23 protein-coding genes are annotated in these 25,690 nt (G+C 36.3%); 16 read left to right on the top strand and 7 right to left on the bottom strand.

The window, feature by feature from the left end; translation table 11 throughout:
* Genes ACZ430_RS00240 through ACZ430_RS00200 form a run of 9 tightly spaced genes read left to right on the top strand, consistent with a single transcriptional unit; the run spans nucleotide 1 to nucleotide 9,208 of the window.
* Nucleotides 1-1,971 carry a TonB-dependent receptor gene (locus ACZ430_RS00240; RefSeq protein WP_297213373.1) on the top strand — a complete coding sequence of 657 codons (1,971 nt, stop codon included), beginning with the start codon at nucleotides 1-3 and terminating at the stop codon, nucleotides 1,969-1,971.
* Nucleotides 1,959-2,618, top strand: a complete 660-nt coding sequence (locus tag ACZ430_RS00235) for a Dph6-related ATP pyrophosphatase (protein WP_297213375.1) — start codon at nucleotides 1,959-1,961, stop codon at nucleotides 2,616-2,618. Before ACZ430_RS00240 ends, ACZ430_RS00235 begins: the two co-directional genes overlap by 13 nt.
* Nucleotides 2,615-3,664, top strand: a complete 1,050-nt coding sequence (cobT, locus tag ACZ430_RS00230) for a nicotinate-nucleotide--dimethylbenzimidazole phosphoribosyltransferase (RefSeq protein WP_297213378.1) — start codon at nucleotides 2,615-2,617, stop codon at nucleotides 3,662-3,664. Before ACZ430_RS00235 ends, cobT begins: the two co-directional genes overlap by 4 nt.
* Entirely contained in the window at nucleotides 3,658-4,440 is a 783-nt protein-coding gene (cobS, locus tag ACZ430_RS00225) for an adenosylcobinamide-GDP ribazoletransferase (protein WP_297213381.1), read from the top strand. The genes cobT and cobS overlap by 7 nt, the downstream gene beginning before the upstream one ends.
* Nucleotides 4,425-5,903: a cobyric acid synthase gene (locus tag ACZ430_RS00220; protein ID WP_297213384.1), complete on the top strand. Its 1,479-nt coding sequence runs from the start codon at nucleotides 4,425-4,427 to the stop codon at nucleotides 5,901-5,903. The genes cobS and ACZ430_RS00220 overlap by 16 nt, the downstream gene beginning before the upstream one ends.
* Nucleotides 5,900-6,874, top strand: a complete 975-nt coding sequence (gene cbiB, locus ACZ430_RS00215; RefSeq protein ID WP_297213387.1) for an adenosylcobinamide-phosphate synthase CbiB — start codon at nucleotides 5,900-5,902, stop codon at nucleotides 6,872-6,874. The genes ACZ430_RS00220 and cbiB overlap by 4 nt, the downstream gene beginning before the upstream one ends.
* Nucleotides 6,874-7,920 (top strand): threonine-phosphate decarboxylase CobD, encoded by a 1,047-nt coding sequence (gene cobD, locus ACZ430_RS00210; protein ID WP_297213389.1) that lies wholly within the window; start codon nucleotides 6,874-6,876, stop codon nucleotides 7,918-7,920. The genes cbiB and cobD overlap by 1 nt, the downstream gene beginning before the upstream one ends.
* Nucleotides 7,917-8,432, top strand: coding sequence for a bifunctional adenosylcobinamide kinase/adenosylcobinamide-phosphate guanylyltransferase (gene cobU / locus ACZ430_RS00205; protein WP_297213392.1), 516 nt, complete (start codon nucleotides 7,917-7,919; stop codon nucleotides 8,430-8,432). The genes cobD and cobU overlap by 4 nt, the downstream gene beginning before the upstream one ends.
* The gene (locus ACZ430_RS00200) at nucleotides 8,429-9,208 is read left to right on the top strand and encodes an ABC transporter substrate-binding protein (protein ID WP_297213396.1); all 780 of its coding nucleotides are present in this window, start codon (nucleotides 8,429-8,431) and stop codon (nucleotides 9,206-9,208) included. Before cobU ends, ACZ430_RS00200 begins: the two co-directional genes overlap by 4 nt.
* Here ACZ430_RS00200 and uvrB read toward each other — a convergent pair.
* Genes uvrB through ACZ430_RS00175 form a run of 5 tightly spaced genes read right to left on the bottom strand, consistent with a single transcriptional unit; the run spans nucleotide 9,205 to nucleotide 15,308 of the window.
* The gene (gene uvrB / locus ACZ430_RS00195) at nucleotides 9,205-11,214 is read right to left on the bottom strand and encodes an excinuclease ABC subunit UvrB (protein WP_297213399.1); all 2,010 of its coding nucleotides are present in this window, start codon (nucleotides 11,212-11,214) and stop codon (nucleotides 9,205-9,207) included. The two genes, ACZ430_RS00200 and uvrB, sit on opposite strands and share 4 nt — an antisense overlap.
* Nucleotides 11,215-11,241: 27 nt before the next feature.
* Nucleotides 11,242-12,123, bottom strand: coding sequence for a diacylglycerol/lipid kinase family protein (locus tag ACZ430_RS00190; protein WP_297213402.1), 882 nt, complete (start codon nucleotides 12,121-12,123; stop codon nucleotides 11,242-11,244).
* Nucleotides 12,120-12,857: a 6-carboxyhexanoate--CoA ligase gene (locus ACZ430_RS00185; protein WP_297213405.1), complete on the bottom strand. Its 738-nt coding sequence runs from the start codon at nucleotides 12,855-12,857 to the stop codon at nucleotides 12,120-12,122. The genes ACZ430_RS00190 and ACZ430_RS00185 overlap by 4 nt, the downstream gene beginning before the upstream one ends.
* Complete coding sequence (gene bioB / locus ACZ430_RS00180) at nucleotides 12,844-13,761, bottom strand: biotin synthase BioB (protein WP_297213408.1); 918 nt, start codon at nucleotides 13,759-13,761, stop codon at nucleotides 12,844-12,846. Before bioB ends, ACZ430_RS00185 begins: the two co-directional genes overlap by 14 nt.
* 20 nt (nucleotides 13,762-13,781) lie before the next feature.
* Nucleotides 13,782-15,308: a sodium-dependent transporter gene (locus ACZ430_RS00175; RefSeq protein WP_297213411.1), complete on the bottom strand. Its 1,527-nt coding sequence runs from the start codon at nucleotides 15,306-15,308 to the stop codon at nucleotides 13,782-13,784.
* Between the two features lie 92 nt (nucleotides 15,309-15,400).
* On the opposite strand from ACZ430_RS00175, the gene folK reads away from it, so the two are divergent.
* The 6 genes from folK to ACZ430_RS00145 all read left to right on the top strand — a co-directional run bounded on the left by folK (nucleotide 15,401) and on the right by ACZ430_RS00145 (nucleotide 21,065).
* Nucleotides 15,401-15,853, top strand: a complete 453-nt coding sequence (gene folK / locus ACZ430_RS00170; protein WP_297213414.1) for a 2-amino-4-hydroxy-6-hydroxymethyldihydropteridine diphosphokinase — start codon at nucleotides 15,401-15,403, stop codon at nucleotides 15,851-15,853.
* Nucleotides 15,854-15,955: 102 nt separating this feature from the next.
* A complete protein-coding gene (locus tag ACZ430_RS00165) occupies nucleotides 15,956-16,855 on the top strand; it encodes a manganese-dependent inorganic pyrophosphatase (protein ID WP_297213417.1) in 900 nt (299 codons plus the stop codon).
* Nucleotides 16,856-16,885: 30 nt separating this feature from the next.
* Entirely contained in the window at nucleotides 16,886-17,815 is a 930-nt protein-coding gene (locus tag ACZ430_RS00160) for an AAA family ATPase (RefSeq protein ID WP_297213420.1), read from the top strand.
* A gap of 113 nt (nucleotides 17,816-17,928) precedes the next feature.
* Complete coding sequence (locus ACZ430_RS00155) at nucleotides 17,929-18,672, top strand: DUF58 domain-containing protein (RefSeq protein ID WP_464910594.1); 744 nt, start codon at nucleotides 17,929-17,931, stop codon at nucleotides 18,670-18,672.
* Nucleotides 18,656-20,506 (top strand): transglutaminase TgpA family protein, encoded by a 1,851-nt coding sequence (locus ACZ430_RS00150; protein ID WP_297213428.1) that lies wholly within the window; start codon nucleotides 18,656-18,658, stop codon nucleotides 20,504-20,506. Before ACZ430_RS00155 ends, ACZ430_RS00150 begins: the two co-directional genes overlap by 17 nt.
* The gene (locus ACZ430_RS00145; protein WP_297213431.1) at nucleotides 20,472-21,065 is read left to right on the top strand and encodes an L-threonylcarbamoyladenylate synthase; all 594 of its coding nucleotides are present in this window, start codon (nucleotides 20,472-20,474) and stop codon (nucleotides 21,063-21,065) included. The genes ACZ430_RS00150 and ACZ430_RS00145 overlap by 35 nt, the downstream gene beginning before the upstream one ends.
* On the opposite strand, the gene ACZ430_RS00140 is transcribed toward ACZ430_RS00145, so the two are convergent.
* Complete coding sequence (locus ACZ430_RS00140; protein ID WP_464910593.1) at nucleotides 21,051-23,159, bottom strand: RelA/SpoT family protein; 2,109 nt, start codon at nucleotides 23,157-23,159, stop codon at nucleotides 21,051-21,053. The two genes, ACZ430_RS00145 and ACZ430_RS00140, sit on opposite strands and share 15 nt — an antisense overlap.
* A 38-nt stretch (nucleotides 23,160-23,197) precedes the next feature.
* Here ACZ430_RS00140 and murA point away from each other — a divergent pair, with 38 nt between their 5' ends.
* Entirely contained in the window at nucleotides 23,198-24,454 is a 1,257-nt protein-coding gene (gene murA, locus ACZ430_RS00135) for a UDP-N-acetylglucosamine 1-carboxyvinyltransferase (protein WP_297213437.1), read from the top strand.
* A gap of 3 nt (nucleotides 24,455-24,457) precedes the next feature.
* Here the strand turns inward: murA and ACZ430_RS00130 are convergent, their stop codons facing one another.
* Nucleotides 24,458-25,684, bottom strand: coding sequence for a type I glyceraldehyde-3-phosphate dehydrogenase (locus ACZ430_RS00130; RefSeq protein WP_297213440.1), 1,227 nt, complete (start codon nucleotides 25,682-25,684; stop codon nucleotides 24,458-24,460).
* Nucleotides 25,685-25,690: the final 6 nt, after the last annotated feature.

Below are 25,690 nucleotides of genomic sequence, written 5' to 3'. Positions count from 1 at the left end.
TTGCCTTTTGCCATTTTCTTCCTTATTTCTTTCCTATTTTCGAGTAATGCTTCAGCACAGGAGACAAAACTCGATGAGATTGTTGTAACCGCAACGAGAATTGAAGAGACTAAATCTGACCTGCCTTACTCTGTTCGAATTATTACAGAAAGAGACATAAAAACATCTGTCGCTAAGAATGCAGGAGATTTAATAGCCGAGTCAGCATTAGGACACGTGCATAAATATCCTGGGTTATCTACAAGCAGAATTGGACTCAGAGGATTCAACACAGACCTCTTTGATGACATTAAAAGTAGGGTTTTGATTTTGATTAATGGAAACAGAACTGGGACTGTAAACTTTGCAACAATTCCTACAGATGATATTGAAAGAATAGAAATTGTTAAAGGACCTGCCTCTGTTTTATACGGTTCCTCTGCAATGGGAGGAGTTATAAACATAATAACGAAAAAGGCTAATAATGAAGGTATTAACGGCAGCGTTGGAATAGATGCAGGCTCTTGGGGATTTATAAAGCCCGTGGCAGAGCTAAAAATTAAAAAAGAGCCCTTTGACTTTTATCTATCAGCAAGCCGTTCATCAATTGATGACTATTCAGCAAAATATTATGGAAAAATTGAAAATACAGGATATGATGAGGAATTCTTATCAGCAAGATTTGGATACAACTTCTTAAAAAATCATCACATATCATTGGGATTTCAACACTGGAAAGGATGGAACATAGGCTCACCAGGAGCAAGGTATGAACCAGATATAGATGATAAAAAGGAAATTGAAAGAAACAGAATTGAAATCAACTATAAAACAGAAAATTTTAATGCAAATTATTATTTCAATAATGACAGAAGAGAAAACTATGAAGGTTCTCAAACAGGCAAGTGGGAAACTCCTGGAGAGATATCAATTACCAAAACAAAAACTCAAGGCTTAAGTATCCTAAAAATTTTACCAATTAATGAGCACAGAATTTTAATCGGCGGACAATGGGATAGAATAAATATCAAAAGCTCAAGAAACACAGGTTCTCCGTATAATCCAAATTCACAGTATGATAGTTATGGCTTGTTTACAGAAGGCAGATTGAGTCTCTTAGAGAAAAAACTAATAATTCATGCTGGATTAAGATATGATTATTTTGAGAACAAAATACTATCAACAGAGGGGATAAAAAATCTAAAGCCAAGAGAGGAAAACCTTGATAACTTCACTTTCAGAGGAGGGCTTTTATATAAAATCACAGAGAATTTGCATATAAAAACTAATGCTGGTACGGCATTTAGAGTTCCTTCGCCAGAAGAGCTTGCTTCTGATTTCATCTCTGGAGGGAAAAGATATTTTGGAAACTCCCAATTAAAGCCAGAAAAAAGCGCTTCCTATGAAATTGGGATTTCATATACGGAAGAGTCTTTAAAAAGTGAAATTACCTTTTTCCATTCAAAATTCAAAAACAAAATTCTCAGATATGAAGATGCAATCTTAAATGCCTATACCTATAAAAATATTGATGGAGCAACTATTCAGGGATTTGAAAGTGAGTTTTCCTATGAGTTAAGCCAATTCTTAGGAACAAAATTTCTTTTGGAGCCCTTTGCTAATTTTACTTATCACACAAGATATTTGAGTAAAGATGAAACAGAGATAAGTAAATATGGTAAAACTTTAACGTATATTCCTAAGTGGACAGGAGCTTTCGGTGTGAAGACAGGCCAAGAAAACTGGGATTTAAGACTTATTGGAAACTATATGGGCGATGAAAAGGTTATAGACTGGTCTCCGTCAGGAAATGGAAAAGTTGTAACAAAAGGTGACTTTACAGTCTTTAATCTTAAGGCTTCATATAGGCCGATTAAAAACCTTGAAATTACAGCATCCATTGAAAATCTCTTTGATAGGGCATATGAGTATGTGCAGTATTATCCTATGCCGAGAAGAACATTTACAGGGAGTATGAAATGGATATTCTAAAAGCCTTTTGTTCATGGAGCGGAGGGAAAGACAGCTGTCTTTCCCTCTATCGCACAATCAAAAGGGGTAAATTTAGAGTTAGCTATCTGTTGAATATGCTATCAGAGGATGGAAGGGTATCCCGTTCTCATGGAATTAGTTCGGAACTCTTAAAAAGTCAAGCTGATGCGTTAGGAATTCCAATTTTTCAGAGAAATACTTCCTGGGAGAGTTATGAAAATGAATTTAAAAGCGCTGTAAGAGAAATGAAAAAAGAAGGTATAATGGCTGGAGTTTTTGGAGATATTGACCTTCAGGAACACAGGGAATGGGTGGAGAGAGTATGTGGAGAACTTGATATAAATCCGATTCTACCATTATGGAATGAAAGCCGAGAAAAACTTCTAAAGGAATTTATTAGCTCGGGTTTTAAAGCTATTGTTTGTTCATTGAACTGTGAATTTTTAGGAGAAGAATGGCTTGGTCGAGAGATTGATGAGAATTTTATCAAAGATTTGAAGGCATTAAAAGAGGTAGACCTCTGCGGAGAAAAGGGAGAGTATCATACATTCGTATTTGACGGTCCCATATTTAAGAGAAAAGTTAAATTCAAAGTTGGAAAAAAGATAGTTAGAGATAAAAAATATTTTCTGGAGTTGAAGCTATGAACTTTGAGATTAAGATTGAGCCTATTAAAAAAGAGTTTCTTGATTTAGCATGGAAAAGACTCAACGGCCTTACAAAACCTCCCGGAAGTCTTGGAAAGCTTGAAGAAATTGCGGCAAAGCTTGTTGCGATTTATGAAAATCCCATGCCGTCGATTAGCAAAAAGGCTGTTTTCGTGTTTGCTTCAGACCATGGAGTAACACAAGAAGGAGTGTCTGCCTATCCCAAAGAAGTTACGGCACAGATGGTTTTTAATTTTCTTAGAGGTGGTGCAGGCATAAACGTCCTTGCAAGACATGCTGGAGCAGAAGTTGTGGTAGTTGACGTAGGAGTTGATTATGAATTTGGAAATCTTCCAGGATTGATATCAAAAAAAATTGTAAAAGGCACAAAGAACATGGCAAAAGAATCTGCCATGACAAAAGATGAGGCTTACAGAAGCCTTCAAATTGGCATAGATATGGCAAAAGATTTTCATTCAAAAGGCTACAATCTATTGGCCACAGGAGAGATGGGTATAGGCAATACAACGCCATCGGCAGCAATAATAAGTGTATTAACAGCTTCGGCAGTAGAGGAAATTGCAGGAAAAGGCTCTGGAATAGACGAAGCAAGGCTTGCAAGAAAGATTGATGTAATAAAAAAAGCAATAGAGATAAATAAGCCCGACCCTGCTAATCCGATTGATGTGCTTGCAAAAGTTGGAGGTCCTGAGATTGGAGCGATGGCAGGAGTTGTGCTTGGTTGTGGTCAATTAAGAATTCCTGTAGTAATAGACGGTTTTATCTCCACTGCCGCTGCCCTTATTGCCTATGCAATCAATCCTTATGTAAGAGACTACATTTTTGCCTCCCATAACTCTGTGGAAAGAGGACATAAAAAAGCATTAAATTTTATGGGATTAGAACCTATTTTAGACTTGAATCTTAGACTTGGAGAGGGAACAGGTGCTGTTCTTGCAATGACTATAATAGAGGCAGGATTAAAGATATACAGAGAAATGGCAACTTTTGAAGAAGCTGGTGTTTCTGGTGAAAAAATATGTTAAAGGGTTTTTTTATAGCCCTTTCTTTTCTCACAATCTTTCCCTTAAAGACAAAAGGCTATGGTGAAAAGGAATTGCGAAATTCTGTTATTTTTTTTCCCTTTGTTGGATTTGTCGAGGGAGTTTTTCTTGCAACAATGGCAAAATATACGGGGCTGTTTTTTTCGTCTTTTTTTGTTTCCGCATTTTTAATAACAGCTTTATTCTGTATAAGAGGAATTTTTCATGTTGATGGTTTAGCAGATACCTTTGATGCCCTTTTTTACAAAGGAAGTGGAGATTATGAGAGAGATTTAAGAAAAAGACTTGAGATAATGAAAGATAGCACTACAGGTGTAGGTGGAGTCACGGCAGTAGTTGTCTCAATTCTTCTTAAATTCTTCCTTTTAAGAGAGATAGTTGAATATAGGGATTTTTTTGCATTAATTGCCATTTTTAGCCTTTCAAGGTGGTTTATAATTACGGTGATGTATTTTGGCAAGCCGGCGTCTACTACTGGCCTTGGAGCAATATTTTTAGGTAAAATCAGCAGGAAAAACCTTTTGATTGCCACGCTACTACCCCTTACTTTAGTTATTTATTTTTTGCTGATTTATAAAAATCTCTTTTTACTCGTAGCAATTATTACAATTTACGGAATTATCATGCTTATTAAAAGAAGCTTTGAGAGAGTTTTCAGTGGTTTAACAGGAGACAATCTGGGAGCAATCATAGAGCTTTCGGAGATTCTTCTGCTTTTAGCATTTTTGCTGGAGAACAAAGTATGGCTAAGTCTTTAACGATACAGGGAACATGCTCTGGTTCTGGAAAGAGCCTGATTGTTACAGCTTTATGTAGAATTTTTAGCAGAAAAGGAATAAATGTAGCTCCTTTTAAAGCACAGAATATAAGTCTACAAAGTTACGTAACCCGTGAAGGCGGTGAAATTGCAATAGCCCAGGCAGTCCAGGCAGAGGCTGCCCTTATTGAACCAGAAATACACATGAATCCTATTCTTCTAAAGCCTTCTGGCAAAAAGGGTTTTCACTTAATTGTTCGTGGAAAATACAGAGGAGTAATAAAGCCCTTCAAAAAGAAAAGAGAAGTGCTTTGGGATACTGTAGTTAGTTCTCTTAATAACATGCAAAGGAAATATGAACTGCTCATCATAGAAGGTGCAGGAAGCCCGGCAGAAATAAATATTCTTGAACAAGATATGGCAAATATGGCAGTGGCTGAATATCTCAAATCTCCTGTGCTGCTTGTGGGAGATATTGAGAGAGGAGGAGTTTTTGCAAGCCTCTACGGCACTGTAAAAATCCTCAATAGCAAAAAAAGCTTTTTCAGAGGATTTTTAATAAACAAGTTTAGAGGTTACAGAGATATATTACAACCAGGTATTGATAAGCTTGAATCTTTACTTAGTATTAAATGTCTTGGAGTAATTCCCTATATTGACAATCTGGCAATTTCCGATGAAGATGGATTTCCTTTTGCTTATTCAAAACCTAAAAGGAGGCAAATAAAAAAAGAAAAAATAAAGATAGTAGTTATTCCCCTTAAATATATATCAAATTTCAGCGATTTTGACCCTTTAAAATTTGAACCCGATGTGGAACTTGCGTATTCCTTGAATGAGGATGAATTAAAGGAGGCTGATATAATAATAATTCCCGGCTCAAAAAGAACAATCGAAGACCTTCAGTATATTAAATCAATCGGATTGGGAGCTTTCATAAAAAATTTAGCTAAAAAAGACAAAGAAATTATAGGCATTTGCGGAGGATTTCAGATGCTCGGAGATAGAATTATTGACAGACATCAGATTGAAAGCTCGAAAACAGAAACTCGTGGATTGGGATTTCTTTCTGTTGAGACAATTTTTCAGCCTGAAAAGATTCTTACCCAAGTAGAAGGGTCTTTAATTGAGAAATCATCAATAAAAATCAAAGGCTACGAGATTCACATGGGAGAAAGCTTTGGTGATATGAATCTCTTTAAGATAAAAAGGCTTTCGTATGGAAAAATTATACAGGAAGGCATGATAAAAAATAATATATGGGGAACATATATTCACGGCTTATTTGAGAATGACAGTTTCAGAAGATGGCTAATAAACAGGCATCGAATAAAGAAAGGCCTTAATCCCATAGATTTTACTTTTTCCTGGAAAAGATTAAAAGAAAGCTCCATAGAAAAGCTTGCCGATTTAGTAGAAAAAAATGTTGAAATGAAACATATTGAGGAGATTTTAGAGTTATGAATTTCTTCTTTGTTGAAGAATATGTAGTTGTCGGAGCCTTTTTAATTGACTTAATTTTTGGAGACCCTCGCAGATATCATCCCATATCATTAATAGGTTTTCTCATAGCAAAAGGAGAGTTCTATTTAAGAAAAGTTGGACTTAGCAATAAAAAAGGTGGCGTTTTTCTATTTATTGGCATTTGCAGTATTACGTTTCTATTTACTCTTTTGTTTTTAAACATTATTTTTTGGACTCAAGAATTTTTCAAAGCAGGAAGTTTAATAGCAGAGTTAACCTTAATAATTATAGCAAGTTTTTTTATAGCCTTAAGAGGTTTACTAAAGGAAGCAAACAAAATCAATAGTCAGCTTGAGGAAGGAAATATTGTAGAGGCAAGACAATCTTTAAAAGCACTTGTTGGAAGAGATACAGAAAATCTAAGCGAGGAAAAAGTAAGACTGGCAATCCTTGAAAGTCTTTCAGAAAATATGTCTGATGCAGTGATAGCTCCTCTTTTTTATTTTTCGTTAGGAGGCCTCCCTCTGCTTGTTCTTTACAAAACAGTTAACACCCTTGACTCTATGGTAGGCTATAAAAATGATAGATACATAAATTTTGGTTGGTGTTCAGCTAAAATGGATGACCTTTTTAATTATATTCCTGCAAGAATAACAGGCTTTTTAATAGTAGTAAGCTCTGCACTGGTTTTAGGTTTTCAATGCAGTCGAAGAACCTTTACTACTATGCTCAGAGATGGAGGGAAGCACACAAGTCCAAACAGTGGCATACCAGAGGCAGCAATGGCAGGAGCTCTCGGAGTCAGGATGGGTGGACCGAACTACTACGGCGGAGTTCTTGTCCAAAAACCCTATATTGGAGTTGACTTAAATGAGACAAATTCAGAACAAATTGAAAAGGCAAAAACAATAATCCTTTTAGGTAGTTTGATTTTTTTACTTTTGTCTATTCTTATAAGGAGACTTATCTAATGCATGGTGGCGATATATACAGTTATGCAGAAATTTTAAAAACAACACCTGAACATATAATTGACATGAGTGCTTCTATTAACCCTTTACCTTTACCCGAAAAAATAAGTCAAAAGATGAATGAAAAATTTGCTCTCCTTAACAGATATCCTGATACAGAGGCGAGAAAGTTTAGAAAAATTCTTGAAGAATTGCATGGCATTCCATATTCGTCAACAATCTGCGGAAACGGCTCTACTGAACTAATCTACCTTGCCGTAGCGTCTTTCAACCCCAGTTCTGTGTTAATACTTGAGCCAACTTTCATAGAGTATGAAAGAGCCTGCAGAGTGAATAGAATTAGCAACATAAGTAGAGTTTTTTCTTTGAAAGCAGAAGAACTCTTAGATAAGACATTTAAAAACTTGAAAACTTCCCATTATGATATGGTTTTCCTCTGTAATCCTAACAATCCAACAGGATGGTTGATTGGGAAGGATAAAATTTTATGGCTCATAAAGAATTTCACGAATACACTCTTCATAATAGATGAAGCTTTCATTGATTTTATGCCTCAAGAAAGCGTTCTCAGTGAAGCAATCTTAATGCAAAATACTCTTGTTCTACGTTCACTTACCAAGTTTTATGGAATGGCAGGTTTAAGATTTGGCTATGCAGCAGGCAACATAAAACTGATTAATAAACTTAGAGAAAACCAGCAACCGTGGAACACTAACAGCTTTGCCCAGTGGATTGCGGAGGAGATTATTGGAGATGAGAGTTTTAGGCTAACAAGCCTTGAATTTTTTGAAAAAGAGAAAGAATTTTTTCAATTATCAATGAGAAATTTAGCTTTAGAATATTTTCCTTCCGAGGTCAACTTTTATTTGCTCAAATTTTCAAGAACAGATATACACACACGTTTGATAAAAAAGGGAATTCTCGTTAGAAACTGCTCAAATTTTTATGGACTTAATGAATATTTTATTAGGGTTTCAGTCAAAGCTCGAAAAGAAAATTCTATATTCTTCGAAGAGTTGCAGAGGGTTATAGGAGGCTCTAAATGATAACCCTCATTATTGGCGGTATAAAAAGTGGTAAAACCAACTTTGCCCTAAGGTCTGCTCTGGTTTTGAATAAAAGAAATTACTACTACATTGCAACAGCCAAAGCAATCGACGAAGAAATGATAGAGAAAATTAAAAAGCATAAAGAGGAAAGAGGTGAAAAATGGATAACAATCGAAGAACCGTTAGATTTAACCTGTGCCTTTAGAGAAATCTCGGAGAACTCGTCGGTGGTTGTAGACTGCATGACAACATGGATTACAAATCTAATTGTTGAAGAAAGGAATATCGAATTTGAGACAGAAATATTTTTGAGTCTACTCTCTAAATTCAGAAAAATTAATCAAATTCATATTTTTATAGTAACAAATGAGGTTGGAATGGGAGTTATCCCTGAGACCTTTCTTGGAAGAAAATTTTTAAACATAACTGGAATTTTTAATCAGAGGCTTATGGAAATCTCTGATGAAGCCTATTTTATGATTGCAGGAAGAGAATTAAGGATAAAATGAGGCTAATAGTAGCTCTTTTAATGATTATATTTTCATCCCTCTCAGCTTTTGCAGAGCCTAAAAGAATTGTCTCCTTAGCACCAAGCGTTACAGAAACTCTTTATTATTTAAAAGCCTTTGACAAGCTGGTAGGAGTTTCGAACTACTGCAACTGGCCAGAACAGACAAAAGAAAAAGTAAAGGTAGGCGGAATGGTTAATCCTTCATACGAGATAATACTTTCCTTAAAGCCAGACCTTGTGATAATTTCAAAGGAAGTAACCCCGAAAGAAGTATACGAGAAACTAATATCTCTTGGGCTGAATGTTCATGTGTATGCTCCGACGAGTCTGGAAGATTTCTTCTATGAAGTCAAAAGGCTGGCTCGAGTTGTCGGAAAAGAAAAAGAGGCTGAAAAATTGCTCAAAGATTTCAAAGAAGAATTAAAAGCTATAAAGAGAGATTTCAAAGGTAAAAAAGCTCTCTTTTTCATATGGCCTGAGCCAATAGTTCTTGCAGGAGAGAAATCTCACATAAGTGATGTGATGAAATTTCTGGGAATAGTTAATCTCTCTAAATCGTCGTCTTTAAATATGGAAGAGATAATCAAATTAAATCCGGATATCATATTCATAGGCTACGGACACAGAGCAAGAAGCGAAAAACTTATCGTAAAGCTTAAGGATACCGATGCTGTTAGAAGAGGCAATGTATTTTACATAAGCGAGAGGATTTACAGGCTTAGTCCTAAAATTATTGAAGGGATAAAGGAAATGGCATCTATAAAGATAAACTAAGCTTTCATTCCAACCTTAAGAAGCTTTTCTTTGATTCTGAACAACCTGTCTCTAAGCTCTGCAGCTCTTTCAAACTCAAGATTCTCCGCAGCCCTTTTCATTTCAAGCTCCAATTTCTTAATAGCCTCTTCTGATAGCTCGTATTCCAAAGTTTCTTCTTTTACCTCATACAGTTCTACGTAATCTCTTTCGTATATCGAAGCAAGTATATCCTTAATCTTACTCTTTACAGTCTCCGGAGAAATACGATTTTTTCTGTTGTATTCCATCTGAATCTTACGCCTTCTCTCTGTCTCATCAATGGCCTTTTGCATTGATTCGGTAATAGTATCTGCATAGAAAATTACTGTGCCGTTTATATTTCTTGATGCCCTTCCTGCTGTCTGAATTAGAGACCTCTCGGAACGAAGAAAACCCTCCTTGTCAGCATCAAATATGGCAACAAGAGAAACCTCTGGCAAATCAAGCCCTTCCCTAAGAAGATTAACACCTATGAGAACATCGAATTTTCCAAGCCTTAAATCCCTTAGTATCTCAATTCTTTCAAGGGTGTCAATGTCAGAATGAAGATATTTTGCCTTAATGCCCAGGGATGTGTAATAGTCTGTCAGGTCTTCTGCCATTTTTTTTGTAAGCGTCGTTACTAAGACTCTTTCACCTTTTGCAACTCTACTCTGGATTTCATCTAAGAGGTCTTCAACCTGCGTTGAAGCAGAACGAACCTCTATCTTTGGGTCTACAAGCCCTGTTGGCCTTATTATTTGCTCAACCACTCTTCTCTTAGACTTTTCAATCTCATAGTCTCCTGGAGTGGCTGAAACATATATAACATAATTCATTCGATGTTCAAATTCATTAAATTTAAGTGGTCTGTTGTCAAGGGCTGAGGGAAGCCTGAATCCGTACTCGACAAGTGTTCTTTTCCGTGAACGGTCTCCTTCATACATTCCACCTATCTGCGGCACTGTAACGTGGCTTTCATCAATAACTGTTAGAAAATCTCCTTTAGATGGGCCTGCGTATATATAGTCTATTAGCGTAAATGGAGGCTCGCCGGGAAGTCTACCACTTAGGTGTCTTGAGTAGTTTTCAATGCCGTGGCAGTGTCCAAACTGACTTAAAAGCTCCATGTCAAAACGGGTTCTTTTTTCAATTCTTTCGGCGAATGCCTCTTCTCCCCTGTCTTTGAAATACTTTATTCTCTCTTCAAGCTCCTCTTCGATACTTTCCAGAGCTTTTTTAAGTCTCGGTTCGGGAGTTACCCAATGGCTGTTGGGAGGGATAAAAATTCTTGTGAGTCTTCTTATTCTACCTCCTGTCAAAGGGTCTATTTCGTAAATGCCGTCAATCTCATCATCAAAAAACTCTATCCTGTATGCCCTGTCAAGGCAGTGAGATGCAAATATGTCAACCACATCTCCCCTTACACGAAACATTCCTCTTTTGAATTCATCTTCTGCTCTTGTGTAGAGTATCTCAACAAGTTTGCGAAGCATGGCATCTCTGTCGGTTCTCATGCCCTCTTCAATGGTAACGTGCATTGAGAGGTAATCATCAGGCGAGCCAATTCCGTAAATACATGAGACAGAGGCAACTACTATTACATCCTTTCTTGTAAGGACAGAGAGGGTTGCCGAATGTCTCATTCTGTCAATATCATCATTGATTAGAGCATCCTTTTCAATATAAGTATCTGTCTCTGGTATGTATGCTTCAGGCTGGTAATAGTCGTAGTAGCTTACATAGTATTCAACGGCATTATCGGGAAAAAGCTCCTTTAACTCACCGTATAGTTGAGCAGCGAGGGTTTTGTTGTGAGCAATTACGAGGGTGGGCATGTTGATTTTTTCAATTACGTTGGCAATGGTGAAAGTTTTTCCAGAGCCTGTCACACCCAGCAAAACCTGATGTTTATGCCCTCTCTTTATACCCTCTACAAGCTGTTTAATGGCTTTTGGCTGGTCACCTTTGGGCTTAAAAGAAGTTTGGAGCTTAAATGTAGACATATATAATTATTTTAACAGGTTTAGTTTTCAGGGAAAGACAAGATTAAGAGCGTTTTTTATGAGGCTTATCTCAACGGGTGTCTTGCCAAAATAATCACCATCTATCTGAACATGGGCATCACCAGTAACTTTTAGACTTTCTGCGGAGAAGTAATCTGTTTTTTTCATCTTTAAGTGTCTACCAAAAAGAACAGCAAAAATCTGAAAGGCCAATTTAATCTTTGAGTCTGTTTTTGAAAGAAAAACATAAAAATTAGGAGACCTTAGATTTGCATTAGGAGCAATCTTGAAGCTTCCACCATAGCAAGCTGCTTTACTTACAACGACAGTGTATGCTTTCTTAGAAACACTGTTTTTTATCTTTAACTCTTCGGGGTCATAACGAAGTAGTGTTTTAATTCCGCTAAGAATATAGGCAATTTTACGAAGATGTCTTTTTTCTCTTGGATTTACATTATAGACTGCCTGGCCGTCAAAACCTATACCTGCCATTAGAATAAAAAGCCTGCTTTTCTCTTTATTCTTTATTTTTCCGAGATGAACCCTCTCAACATTCCCATTAAGAGCTAAATCAACGGCTTTTTCCATATCTTTTGGAATTTTTAATTCCTTTGCAAGAACAGAGGTTGTTCCCATTGGCAAAATTGCAAGAGGAATCTGCGAGTGGGCAAGACCATTTACAATTTCATTATACGTCCCATCTCCTCCAGCAGCAATTACGAGTGTTCTTTCAGTATATTTTTCTTTGATTTTTCTTGCAAACTGTTCTGCATCACCTTGCTTTTTTGTAAGAAGCCTTTCAAAAGAAACTCCCTTCTGCCTGAGAATTTCGCTTGCTCTCTCTATTTTATTTAATGCTCCACCACCGGCTATGGGATTACCTATTAAAAACACTCTGTCGTATTTCATATTACCAGCACAGGCTTTCTTTCAAGATAGTATATCAGATTTTCAATGTCACAGGGAGTTTTGACAAAAAAAGCTCTTCCGCCTATCTCTTCTCCCTTGGTTTTTATGTTGGTTATGCGAAGATATCCTAAATTGCTTGAGGCAATATAGCCTGTTGTATAATCGGGATTATCGGAGATGCAAAGTTCTGCAATGATTTCTGGACAGGAGGCCACTTTTGATGCAACTGTCATTGCTTCGAGCACTCTTTGAGGCTCCATCGACAAATTTCTAACTTTTCCCATAAGTTTCATTCTCCTTCCTTTATCCATCTGAATTCTTGATACCCTAACACCTCGTGCCTTATCCTTTTCTAATCTCTCTCCAGATATGGAATCAATTAAGGTTGCTCCTCTCATAGACTCTCTTTTTATAACCTCAAACGCTCTATTAATGGCTTTCTCTGAAATTCCTAAAGAACCTAAAATTTCGAATATCTTTTCATAGGCATTCTCAGGAGAGCTGGCAAAATAAGTATTTAAAGAAAGACAGGGAATTATAGTTATTTCATCTGTTATTTTTTCGACTGTTATAACAATCCTGTCTGGCCTACCTCTTGAATGTTCAAAGGCTCGACGGAGAAGTTTCTTAACAGCCCTTTCAATGCCTTCATATTCAAAAATTCCCTCTGCTCCTGAAATATGCCGTTCCTCATTTGCCCTTTTCTGTGATGCTCTCATTCTAACAGACCACACTGTCCACCTCAAGACCGTGAGCTTCAATAAATTTTAAGTCATCAACGTAATGTCTTCCCGTTGTTGTAAGATAATTTCCTGTCATCAAAGCATTCGCCCCGGCAATAAAAATCCAAGAGGCAAAATCACCAAGTAAGGGTCTACCTCCGCAGACTCTTATATCTTTTTCTGGAAGAACCAATCTAAACAATACAATTATCTTCAGAGCCTCAAATGGTGCAAGAGGCTTTAAATTTTCAAGTGGCGTGCCTTTAATGGGTGTAAGAAAATTTATAGGGATTGAATCTACATCATGCTTTTTTAAGAAAACTGCCATCTCTTCTCTGTCTGTCCATGATTCACCCATCCCAAATACTCCTCCCGAGCACACAGATAGCCCTACGCTCTTTGCAGCTTCAAGAGTTCTAAGTTTGTCTGAGAATCTGTGGGTTGTGCATATTTTACTGAAAAACCTCTCTGAAGTTTCAATATTGCAGTGCAATCTTTCAAGGCCTCTATCCTTGAGATAACTAATAGCGTCATATTCAATAAGTCCAAGAGAGGCACAAGTATGAATACCACTCTTTCTTAATTCTTCAATATAATCGGCAATTTTTATTAACTCTTTCTTTGCAGGCTTTCTTCCGCTTATGACAATTGAAAATCTCTTAACGCCATGCTCTTTTGCCTCTTTAGCTTTTTTTATTATCTCATCTTTCTCAATTAAAGGGTATACGGGAGTATTTGTTCTGTATCTTGAAGACTGAGCACAGAAAACACAGTCTTCAGAACAGAGACCACTCTTTGCGTTTACAATAGCACAGAGTTCGATTTTATTACCCTTGTATTTCTCTCTTAGGGAAGTTGCTTCTACAAAAAGTTTCAAAATGCTCTTTTTGTTTATCTCTTCAATTAAGTGTGACAAAATGCCTTTCCTCTTACTTGTTATTTTTGTTTGATTATTCTTGAATATCTCAAGTCCCTTAGAATTATCTCTCTACTCTTAACAGCTATTATTGAAAGGAATAATAGAAATACGGCAATGAAAACTCGGGCAAAAACTTTTGTTGATTCCTTTGCTTCTATAACATTGGAAAAATCCTTTATTACCCAGAAATACAGAATGAAAGCTAAAAACACTGGAGATATAAAGGCTATTACATAGACAAAAGCCTTCGGAAGTTTTATTGAAGTGTTCTGTATTAACTCCCTGTAAAAATTGTTTATTCCGAATATCCATATGAAAACAATAATCTCTATGAGTCCAAAAATTAAGAGCATTACACAGCCAGCCCAGAAATCGAGTTCATCAATAAAATTTGGAACAAAAGCTGAAAAATGAGCACCTAAGATTATTAGACTCATTGACACTGTAACGGCCTTTGTGTGTTCCCACTTCATCTCATCTTCAAAAAGAGCAATAAGAGGCTGAATAAGAGCTAAAGAAGATGTTAATGCAGCAAGGAATAACAATAAAAACCATATGAATGAAACTAACCATCCTAAAGGCAGGTTCATAAGAACCGCAGGCATTGTCATAAAACCAAGCCTAAATGTCCCCTCTTTTGCAAGTTCTGGTATTGCTACTGCTGAAAACATGGCAAAAGCAGCAGGTATGGCAATAGAAGCACCGATAACTACTTCGATAAATTCATTAATTCCAGCAGTCCACAGTCCTGCTTTCACTACATCTTCCTTTGGCTTAGCATAACTGGCATAAACAGCTATTGCACCCATGCCAAGTGATAGAGTAAAAAATATCTGTCCAGAGGCTTCTATCCAAACCTTAGGGTCAGTAATACCAGAGAAGTTAAGATTATATATAAACTTTAACCCTTCAACACCAGACCAGTCTCTTGTAGAAAGAGATATTACTCCAAGTAAAATACCAAAAAGAATTATAGCAGGCATACCGATTTTGGCAGTTATTTCAATACCTCTTGCAACACCCCTCTGTAAAATAAACCAGTTTATTGCGATTGTAATCAAAAGGAATACATAGGCGATAAGCGAAGGATTTGTATAATCTCTGAAAAAATTTACATAAGGCTTTACAGCCTCCTGAGGAATATCTGTATGAACAGGTAGGGGCATCTGTTTAAAAAGTGAAAGAAAAGCAAAACCGAGTGTCCAAGATTCAATGTAGATATAATACATACAGATAAGAACAGGAATTGCCACACCTATAGAACCTAAAATTCTTGACCAACTGCTGTGATTAAAAAATAAACCTAAAATGCCTGTCATTGAACCATGACCGTATTTGCCTGCATATCTCCCTATGACCCATTCTATAATCATAAGAGGCAAACCCATGAGTAAGAAAGCTATAAAGTATGGAACCATAAAGGCTCCACCACCATAGAGGGCAGCTTTAGAAGGAAATCTCAAAATATTACCCAGTCCTACAGCATTACCTGCTGTAGCGAGAATAAGGCCTAATTTAGATTGCCATCTCTCTCTTCCTTCCATTTATTTAGATTATTATAATCAATTTTCTTTAATAATAGAAGGTTTAACGCAACCTATTTCACCTTAAAGGATAAATATTTTAATATACTTGCATGAACTTAATTTATCTTTCTCTTGGTTCTAATTTAGGCGACAGAGAGAAAAATCTTGAGACTGCCCTATCAGAATTGAAAAATGAGGGAATAGTAATCCTAAAAAAATCCTCCATTTATGAGACTGCTCCTTGGGGTTACGAAAAACAACCAGAGTTTCTCAACATGGCTATGGAAGGATTAACTCTTCTTGAGCCATATGATTTATTGAAGCTAATAAAGGAAATAGAAAATAAAATGGGTAGAAAGAAAACAATAAAATACGGGCCGAGAGTAATTGATATAGATATAATTTTTTACAACAACATAATTTTAAAGAGCGAAGTTCTTACAATTCCCCATCCACTTATGCATAAAAGAGACTTTGTTCTTAAGCCTCTATGCGAAATAGCATCTGAATTTATTCATCCTGAGCTAAAAATTTCAGTAAAAAAGTTGCTTGACAATCTTTAATAAGCCTATTTTAAATTTTAATGATTATTTTCTTGACTTTTTGAGGCTAAACTTGTCAAAATTTTCTAAATTTTCAAAAAAATAAACTTTCAGGAGGGTTATATGAGCGATATTTATGTAATCGGACACAAAGCACCAGACACAGACACAGTCTGTTCTGCCATTGTCTACGCGGGTATTAAAGGTTATAAGGCAGCAACGGCAGGTCCAATCAACGAAGAGACAGAATTTGCCCTGAAACAGTTCGGAGTCTCTGCCCCGGAAATTTTAGAAAATGCAGCAGGCAAAACACTTGTTTTGGTTGACCACAATGAAGAAAAGCAAAGAGTTGACGGAGCAGAGAAAGTTCTTGCAATTATTGACCATCATAAGATGAACTTCAACTATCCAGACCCTATTTTCATCCATGTTGAGCCTGTAGGTAGCACTGCAACAGTAATTGCAAAGATGTTTCCAAACGAAGTAAAGGCAAACAAAACTTATGCTGGCCTTCTTCTATCTGCTATTCTCTCCGATACAGTAATATTTAAATCTCCTACAACAACAGAAGAAGACAAAAAGATAGCCGCAGAACTTGCAGCAGTAGCAGGTATTTCCGATTTGACAAAATTCGGCGTAGACCTTAAAAAAGCTAAAGCAAGCATTAAAGGAAAACCAATTGCCGATGTTGTCCATGTAGACTTCAAAGATTATGACTTCAAAGGCCTGAAAGTCGGCATCGGACAGACTGAATTAGTAGACATAGAAGAAGTTTATGAGCGCAAAGATGAATTCGTAAAATATCTAAATGACCTAAAGAGCAGCAAAGGCTATGATATGGTAATCTTCATGGCAACAGACATAGTAAAAGAAGGCACAGAGCTTTTCTACTCCGGCGATGCAGCCAAAATTGAAAAGGCCTTTAATGTAAAAGTCTCAGGTCCTTCTGTATGGTTACCAGGAGTACTTTCCCGTAAGAAACAGGTAGCTCCACCTGTTGAAAAGGTTTATCTGGAGGGTTAAAATAGAAGAGGGGGTTAATTCCCCCTCTTTATGATTGAAAGAATAAAAAATCAGAAAATACTTGAGATTATAAGCTATCTCCAAGAGTATCTACAGGGAAAAGAGAAAGCTTTAATTCTATCTTTAATTGCTATATTTTCGAAAGGACATCTACTAATAGAGGACTTCCCCGGGCTTGGAAAAACTTCTCTTGCAATTGCTCTGTCAAAAGTCCTTAATCTCTCTTTTGGAAGAATTCAGTGCACTAATGACCTTTTACCAACCGATATTACAGGACTTTCTATTTATAACAAAAATACCGGTGAATTTGAATTTAAACCAGGTCCTATACTAAACAACATTGTTCTTGTAGACGAAATAAATAGGGCAACTCCAAAAACTCAGTCTGCTCTCCTCGAAGCAATGGCTGAAGAACAAGTAACCGTTGACGGAAGAACCTACAAGCTAAATCAACCTTTCTTTGTTATTGCCACTCAAAATCCCATAGAAACATTTGGCACCTTTCCCTTACCTGAAGGTCAACTTGACCGATTTATGATGAAAATAAGCATAGGATATCCGCAAATTGAAGCTGAAAGAGAAATATTAAAAGGAGGGAGTTCGAGAGACAGAATCCATAATATACTTCCCTTGATGGATAAAGAGGAAATATTAGAACTTCAGGCAAAAATAAGGAAGGTATATATTTCAGATAAAATAATAAACTGGCTTTTGCAATTCATAAATGAAACGAGAAAAGACTGTAGAATTCTACTTGGTCTTTCTACACGAGCCGGAATTGCCATAACCTATGCAGCTAAAAGCTTTGCCTACTTCAGCGGAAGAGATTATGTAATTCCTGAGGATATAAAAGAGCTTATACCCTATTTAGTTCCCCATCGAATCATACTAAAAGAAGAGGTAATGTCTAAAGAAGAGGTGATATTATCAATCTTAGAAAATATCTCCACACCTCCGTAAAGATTACAAAAACAGGATGGATATATACAGGCATCACCCTTCTTATTGGATTTGGAGCTGTAAACACTGGTAACAATCTTTTATTTTTAATATTATCTTTTCTGCTGAGCGTTATGGCAATTAGTGGAATTTTGTCTTTCTTTAACTTAAAAAATCTCCAAATTTCAATAGAGCCTCCTGCTGAGATTTTTGCCCTGAAAACAGCTTTATTCAGAGTAACAGCTAAAAATAAAAGTCCATACGCAAAATTTCTTCTGCGAATAAAAATTTTTGACAAAGAGACTGTCATTCCTTATTTGAAAGATAAAGAAACATTTAATATAGGCTTAACTTTTTCGACGAGAGGCATTCATAAATTAGAAAAAATAACATTTTCATCATATTTCCCCTTTTATTTTTTCAGAAGAGCTAACATATTGAATTATAATCTACAAATTACAGTTTTTCCACATCCAATAAAATGCGAAATTCCTTTTTTAATTTCAAATTCTCATGAAAGAGAAAATGTAAAATCATCAAGAGATTTCGCCTACGAAGGTGATTTGTCTGGAGTTAGAACTTATAAAGAAGGAGACCCGCTTAAATATATCCACTGGAAAGCCAGTGCGAAAACTACATCCCTTAAAACTAAAGAGCTATCGCCTTTTATGACAAGCTCTGTAATAATAAATCTCGACGACTTCTCAGGCTCTTTAGAAGAAAAAATCGGAAAAGCCACCTATGCGATTATTGCTATCTCAAAAAATGGCAATCCTGTGGGATTAAAGACAAAGGAGGCATTCTTTAAAGCTCAACATGGGAAAGGTCATATTAGAAAAATGCTATATTTTCTGTCAACCTATGAAGAAAATAGATAATATACTGTTTATTTTAAGTTTGATTATTGTTATCATACCTTTCACCGGCGTATATACATTTGTTTCATTCCACATAAGTCTGATTTTTGCTGTTTTTTTAACTATCTCAATCGTATTTCACATTAAAAAATTTTTTCTACCCTCGTGGATTTTGAATGTTTTTTCAGTTTTTTTTATTGTGCTCTCTTTTTTAAAGTTATCATACGAGGATATATTAACTCCCTCTCTTGAAGCTTTGACAGCCATACTCTCCATCAGGATGATAGGAAGAAAAACACCACGAGAATATCTTCAAATTTACCTGATTGCCATTTTTTTACTTGGTGGGTCATCCCTCGTAGACATGTCATTGAATTTTCTAATACGGTTGATTTTTATCCTCATACTCTCTGTTATGTCAATATTACTTCTTGCCTATTTTAAGGATACAAATGAAAAGAATATATCCAATTTGAGGTTGCTAAGCTTTTTCAAAATATCATTATTGATAGCTACTATTTCAATTCCTATGAGTGCATTTTTTTTCTTTACTCTTCCAAGAACACCATATCCTCTGATGAATCTCTCAATAAATAAGTCCAAAACAGGATTTACTTCTGTTGTAAATCTTGGAAGTGTCGCTGTTATTGAAGAAGACTCTACAACTGTGATGAGAGTGCAAGTAAGGGAACTCTCAGACAGAGACTTATATTGGAGGGTAATCACTTTTGATAATTTTGATGGAAAAAAATGGACAAAAACTCTTTTTAGAGAGAATAAAATCTCTATCAAAGGGCAACCAATAACCTATACGGCTGTTTTAGAACCTTTTACAGAGAATTATCTGCCTACGCTTGACTATCCTTCAAATGTATTTATTAGGCACGTTACAATTGAAGAGCCAGCAACTTTCAGAACAAACTTTTCCATAGATAAACCCCTGAAATACACTGCTGTCTCACAGATAAACCCGACGATAATAGATTACTCTCCATCGGAGCATTATCTCAAACTTCCAGTAAATCTATCAGAAAGAGTTAAGAAACTTACAAAACAGATTACTGAAAAAGCCACCAATGAAAAGGAAACAGCAAGGGAAATTACAAAATTTCTTTCTAATTACAGATATTCTTTAAGAAACTTACCTTCTGGAGAAAATCCACTGGAAGATTTTCTATTCAATAAAAAAACTGGTAACTGCGAATACTTTGCCACTTCAATGGCTATAATGTTAAGAATAAAAGGCATTCCTTCGAGAGTTGTAGGCGGATTTAGAGGAGGAACATATAATAAGTTCGGCAATTACTATATAATCAAAGCTTCCGATGCCCATTTGTGGGTGGAGGCATGGATAGACGGACAATGGCATAGATTTGACCCTTCCGGTAGAATTTTAAGAACAGCAGAACCAATGATTTTTCATATTATTGATTATCTCTGGAACGCTGTAATCATTGATTATGACCTGATGACTCAACTGAAAATTGTTAAATCCATAAAACCGCCCGAACTAAAAATTAATAGAAAATTTATAATAGCCGCTATTTTATCAATGTTAATGATAATATTAATAGTAAAAGTTTTTAAAAACTACAGGCAAAACAGAAATCCCTTAAGTAAATTTTTTGCTATAATGAAAAAATATGGATATGAAAGGAAAGAAACCGAAGGACTTCGAGAATTTTTAATGACTGTCTCAGATGCTCAATTAAAGCAAAACGCAGAAAAATTCATAGAAATTTATGAAAAGACTTATTTTAGAGACGAAGAATTCACAGCCAGAAAAATTAAAGAACTCAAAAAAATTCTTGAGGATTTAAATGAAAGTTATAAAAGCAGAAAAAGCCATTATTGAGGAAATAATAGAGATTATTATAAACAGAGGCATTATAATTTATCCCACAGAGACTCTTTACGGAATAGGCGTTAAATACGATGATAAGGAATTATTGAAATATGTATTTAGAATAAAAAGAAGACCCGATGAAAAAACCTTTCCATTAATAATTGACCTCAAACATCTTGAACTTGTTACTGAATTTATTCCCGATACTGCACAAAGACTCATTGAAAAATACTGGCCAGGTCCGCTGACCCTTCTGCTTCCTGCTAAAAAAGGATTGCCAGATGAGATTGTAAAGGATAAAAAAGTTGCTATAAGAATGCCGGGTGAGTCCTTTGCCTTACATTTGATAAAAAAATTGACCTTCCCTATAACAGCAACATCTGCCAATATCTCTGGGTTGAAACCTGCTGAAACCGCTGAGGAAGCTATAGAGTATTTCAAATATGAAAAAATTGACCTAATAATTGATGCTGGAAAACTACCGGGTATTCCCTCTACAATTGTAGATGTAACTGAAAACCCTCCGAAGATATTGAGAAAAGGCTCTGTTGAACTATCTTTTGACTGAAATTACTTCGTTTACTTGAGAAATCTTTTTTATAATCTCTCCAAGATGGCCTCTATCCTTAACTTCAATAGTGAAATCAATTAGAGCTCTCTTGTCAGTAGTAGAATTTGCCTTTACTGCAGTAATGTTAACATTATTGGCAGAAAGTAGCGAGGTGAGAGTAGCTAATATTCCCGGTCTGTATATGGCTTCTATTTTAATTTTAGTCTGAACCTTTGAGTTATCGTCAGATGTCCAGAATACTTCAATTAACCTTTCATTTTCGAGGTGAGCAATGTTTATGCAATCCTTTCTATGTACTGTTATCCCCTTTCCTCTCGTAATAAATCCAATGATTTCATCGCCTGGCACAGGCATACAACATTTAGCTATGTGGTATAAAACCTCATCAACCCCTTTAAGTGAAATGAACTGTTTTTGGTCTCTCTTTGGAGTAACTTTCTTAGGAATAAGAATTTCTTCTTCTGTTGGCTCTGGCAATAATCTGTTTACTACTTGATGAACAGAGATTTTACCGTGTCCTATCAGTAAATAAAGGTCTTCAAGTGACTGAACAGAGAAATGTTCTATTACTTCTTGAACTTTATCAGTTTTTAAAACAGATGGCTGAAGTCCGTGTTTTCTAAGTTCAGCTTCAAGTAACTGTTTCCCTATTTCTATACCTTGCTGTCTTTCCTCCTGTCTAAGATAGTGTTTTATCCTGTTTCTTGCCCTCTGAGTAACAACAAACTGTAGCCAGTCTTTTCTCGGTTTTTGATGTGGGTTTGTAATTATTTCTACAACATCACCGCTCTGGAGCTGATAATTTAGAGAGACAATCCTTCCGTTTACCTTTGCTCCGGAACATTTTGCTCCTACCTCAGAATGAATTGCATAGGCAAAATCAACGGGTGTAGAACCTACAGGGAGTTCTTTCACATCTCCCTTTGGCGTGAAAACATAAATTGTATCAGGAACGACTTCGGACTTTACGGCATCAAGTAACTCTCTTGCATCGGAAATCTCTTTTATAAGGTCTCTAAGCCAAGAGACTAACTTTGTTTCTCTTTCGCTGAGGTCTTTTCTTTCCTTATACCTCCAGTGAGCAGCAATACCTTCTTCGGCAATAATATCCATCTCCTCTGTTCTTATCTGAAATTCTACTCTCTCCCCTCCAGGTCCAATAACAGTGGTGTGCAGGGATTGATAGTAATTTGACTTTGGCAGACTTATAAAATCTTTAAATCTCCCCGGTATTAGTGTCCAAAGAGAGTGAATAATTCCAAGAATATCGTAGCATCGAGGAACTGTATCGGTAATTATTCTTATTCCTATAACATCATAGACCTGTTCAAAAGGGATTTTCTGTTTTATAAGTTTTTGATATATGCTGTAGAAATGCTTTACTCTACCGAAAATTTTGAAAGGAATATTGAGTTCCGTAAACTTATCAGAGAGAATTTTTATTACATTGTTAATATAGGCTTCTTGGTCTTCTTTTCTCTTTGCAACTTTTTTCTCTAAATCGGCATATTCTTCAGGATGGAGCACTTTAAAAGCCAGGTCTTCGAATTCTATTCTCATCCACCCTATTCCAAGCCTATTTGCAAGAGGTGCATATATCTCAAGAGTTTCTTTTGCTATTCGCTTTTGCTTTTCCGGTGGTAAAAATTCAATAGTTCTCATATTATGAAGTCTGTCAGCAAATTTTATCAGTATTACCCTTATATCCTTGGACATGGCAAGAAACATCTTTCTAAAACTTTCGGCCTGAACATCTTCAACATCGCTAAATTGGAGCTTACTTAGCTTTGTAACGGCATCAACAAGAAAGGCTACATCTGGACTAAACATCTCACTTATGTCTTCAAGCTTCATCTCTGCGTCTTCAACAGTATCATGGAGAAGTCCCGCTGCGATGGTCGTAGAATCAAGTTTCATATTGGCAAGTATATCTGCTACAGCAAGGGGATGGTATATATATGGAATACCTTCCTTTCTCCTTTGAGAACAATGAGCCTCTCGGGAGAAAACATAGGCTTTCCTTATTAATTCAACATTTGCATTAGGCCTATACTGTAAAACCTTATTTATTACGCTATCTATGGTTAGCATGTTTCTTTATCCCCTTCTTTTAGTTTAATATATTTAACATGGATAAGCTACTTATTTTTGGAGGGAAATCTCTAAAGGGAGAGGTAAATATAAGCGGAGCTAAGAATGCTGTTTTACCAATAATGGCCTCCAGCCTTCTTGCACCAGGCATACATATTTTAAGAAAAATTCCCCGCTTAAGAGATGTTTTCACAATGGCAGAATTAATAAAAAGAATGGGAGGGGAAGTATCATTTTCCGATGACATGTGTAAGATTGATACAACAAAGGTTTCTAAATTCGAGGCTTCCTATGACCTTGTGAAAACTATGCGGGCTTCTGTGCTCGTCTTAGGACCTTTAGTTGCAAGATTCGGCACAGCAAGAGTCTCTTTGCCAGGAGGATGTGCTATCGGTGCAAGGCCGGTTAATCTTCATATATTGGGTTTAGAAAAAATGGGAGCCAAAATATCCCTTGAAGAAGGCTATATAATAGCCAAAGCTTCAAAATTAAAGGGAGCAGAGATTTACTTTGATATTCCAACAGTCACGGGAACAGAAAATCTTATGATGGCATCGACTCTTGCAAAAGGTAAAACACGAATTGAAAACGCCGCCCGAGAACCAGAAATAGTTGACCTCGCCAATTATCTGATAAAATTGGGGGCTAAAATAAGTGGTGCAGGAACAAGCATCATAGAAATAGAAGGCGTAAAGGAACTGAAACCTTCTAAAGAACCCTATGAAGTAATAATGGACAGGATAGAAGCTGGAACATTTATGGCAATTGCAGGAGCCTCTGGAGGAGACATACTTCTTAGGGGCTGTAAAACCTCTCTTGTTGAAGCAGTAATTCTTAAAATGAAGGATGCAGGTGTTATTTTCAAAGAAACAAAAGAGGGATTACGAGTTATAGGACCTAAAAGACCAATTTCCGTTGATATTAAGACCATGCCCTATCCTGGTTTTCCAACAGATATGCAAGCACAGTTTATGGCAATGATGACTATAGCTAATGGAACAAGCCTCATTAAAGAGACAATTTTTGAGAACAGATTTATGCATGTTGCTGAATTAAGAAGAATGGGGGCTGACATAACAGTTGAGGGAAATACAGCAACTGTAAAGGGAGTTAAAAAATTAAAAGGTGCACCTGTAATGGCCACAGACTTAAGAGCCTCTGCCTCATTGGTAATTGCAGGATTAATTGCAGAAGGTGAAACAGTAATAGATAGGATATATCACCTTGACAGAGGCTACGAAGAATTAGACAAAAAACTCATTCAATTAGGAGCAAAAATCAAAAGAATAAAATAGCCGTTAATAAACATCCTTTGAAACTTTAACTGTTAAATCTCCTAACATGTTTGTATAACTGCCAAGTTCGTTATCATACCACCCATATATTACTGCCTGGGTAACGGGAATCTGAAGTTTATCCACAGATGGTGTCCCGATGGAACACATTTTTGATATGTCAAGCGTTATCATGGCAGTTCTTGTGTGAGTTTCACTTCCCTCAATAATCGTGGCAGGTCCGAAAGCTCCTATTATATCAGTAGAGACCTTTTGGTCTTCTGTAAAGAGAAGATATCCTCTCGTCTCTCTTTCCGCAGCTTCTCTGTAAATTTTGTTTATAAGTTCACCATTTATTAAATTTGTCTCATCATCCCTGAAAGCCACAACAAGAATTATAAGTGAACCTGTAACGATTGGCACTCTTACAGATTGAGCAATAAAGCCTATATTCTTCATCTCCGGCAATACAAGAGCAAGGGTTTTTGCTGCACCTGTGCTGGTTAGAATGATATTGTTCATGGCAGAACGAATTTTGCGCAAGTCCTTTGCATCTGCTTTAGGCACTCTGTCTAAAACCTGCTGTGATGCAGTTACAGCGTGCACAGTTGCCATTGATACGCTAAGAATCCTCTCAGCACCGAAGTAGTCAAGAAGTGGTTTCATCATATGGGCAAGACAGGTGGTTGTACAGGATGCAGCTGAGATTATCTGATGTTTTTTGCTGTCATACATCTCTTCATTTATACCCATTATGACAGTAACAGAATCTTCTGGAATTTCCTTTGTTTTGTCTTTTATCTTAAAGGGAGCACTAACTAATACTTTATAAGCACCTGATTCAATATGCCCTCTCACTGAGCCATCTTTTGAGTCTACCGGAAGAGTCGGGTCAAGAAACTTTCCTGTGGTGTCAACAACAAGCTTTGCACCATGCTTTTCCCAACCTATGTCCTTTGGATTTCTGCTATCGGTGAGCACCTTTACAGGAATACCGTCAATTATTATCTCCGAATTTGCTTCGTCAATTCTCTCTATCACTTTTTTAGATTTATATCCGTAAAGATAGTTGTGAAGTCTTCCATAGGTTGAGTCATGTTCAATATAAAAGGCTAAATCTTTTAGAGAATTTCCAACTTTTCTTCCTGTGTTTACAACAATCTTTGAAAAATGTTTTCTTCCAACATGATGCCAAAGTGTAAGCTTTCCTATCCTTCCTAATCCATTAATTCCCAGTACTGATTCACCCATTTATAG

The sequence above is a fragment of the Thermodesulfovibrio sp. TK500a genome, assembly GCF_055381765.1.
This window is presented reverse-complemented; position numbering and strand designations above follow the sequence as displayed.

Excerpts from the sequence above, each read along its gene's own strand:
- ACZ430_RS00235 (WP_297213375.1), top strand. The coding sequence starts at position 1,959 with ATGGATATTCTAAAAGCCTTTTGTTCATGGAGCGGAGGGAAAGACAGC.
- cobD (WP_297213389.1), top strand. The coding sequence starts at position 6,874 with ATGCATGGTGGCGATATATACAGTTATGCAGAAATTTTAAAAACAACA.
- ACZ430_RS00200 (WP_297213396.1), top strand. The coding sequence starts at position 8,429 with ATGAGGCTAATAGTAGCTCTTTTAATGATTATATTTTCATCCCTCTCA.
- ACZ430_RS00220 (WP_297213384.1), top strand. The coding sequence starts at position 4,425 with ATGGCTAAGTCTTTAACGATACAGGGAACATGCTCTGGTTCTGGAAAG.
- ACZ430_RS00175 (WP_297213411.1), bottom strand. The coding sequence starts at position 15,308 with ATGGAAGGAAGAGAGAGATGGCAATCTAAATTAGGCCTTATTCTCGCT.
- ACZ430_RS00150 (WP_297213428.1), top strand. The coding sequence starts at position 18,656 with ATGAAGAAAATAGATAATATACTGTTTATTTTAAGTTTGATTATTGTT.
- ACZ430_RS00130 (WP_297213440.1), bottom strand. The coding sequence starts at position 25,684 with ATGGGTGAATCAGTACTGGGAATTAATGGATTAGGAAGGATAGGAAAG.
- ACZ430_RS00160 (WP_297213420.1), top strand. The coding sequence starts at position 16,886 with ATGATTGAAAGAATAAAAAATCAGAAAATACTTGAGATTATAAGCTAT.
- ACZ430_RS00140 (WP_464910593.1), bottom strand. The coding sequence starts at position 23,159 with ATGCTAACCATAGATAGCGTAATAAATAAGGTTTTACAGTATAGGCCT.
- murA (WP_297213437.1), top strand. The coding sequence starts at position 23,198 with ATGGATAAGCTACTTATTTTTGGAGGGAAATCTCTAAAGGGAGAGGTA.
- cbiB (WP_297213387.1), top strand. The coding sequence starts at position 5,900 with ATGAATTTCTTCTTTGTTGAAGAATATGTAGTTGTCGGAGCCTTTTTA.
- folK (WP_297213414.1), top strand. The coding sequence starts at position 15,401 with ATGAACTTAATTTATCTTTCTCTTGGTTCTAATTTAGGCGACAGAGAG.
- ACZ430_RS00190 (WP_297213402.1), bottom strand. The coding sequence starts at position 12,123 with ATGAAATACGACAGAGTGTTTTTAATAGGTAATCCCATAGCCGGTGGT.
- cobU (WP_297213392.1), top strand. The coding sequence starts at position 7,917 with ATGATAACCCTCATTATTGGCGGTATAAAAAGTGGTAAAACCAACTTT.
- cobS (WP_297213381.1), top strand. The coding sequence starts at position 3,658 with ATGTTAAAGGGTTTTTTTATAGCCCTTTCTTTTCTCACAATCTTTCCC.
- ACZ430_RS00145 (WP_297213431.1), top strand. The coding sequence starts at position 20,472 with ATGAAAGTTATAAAAGCAGAAAAAGCCATTATTGAGGAAATAATAGAG.
- ACZ430_RS00165 (WP_297213417.1), top strand. The coding sequence starts at position 15,956 with ATGAGCGATATTTATGTAATCGGACACAAAGCACCAGACACAGACACA.
- uvrB (WP_297213399.1), bottom strand. The coding sequence starts at position 11,214 with ATGTCTACATTTAAGCTCCAAACTTCTTTTAAGCCCAAAGGTGACCAG.
- cobT (WP_297213378.1), top strand. The coding sequence starts at position 2,615 with ATGAACTTTGAGATTAAGATTGAGCCTATTAAAAAAGAGTTTCTTGAT.
- ACZ430_RS00155 (WP_464910594.1), top strand. The coding sequence starts at position 17,929 with ATGGCAATTAGTGGAATTTTGTCTTTCTTTAACTTAAAAAATCTCCAA.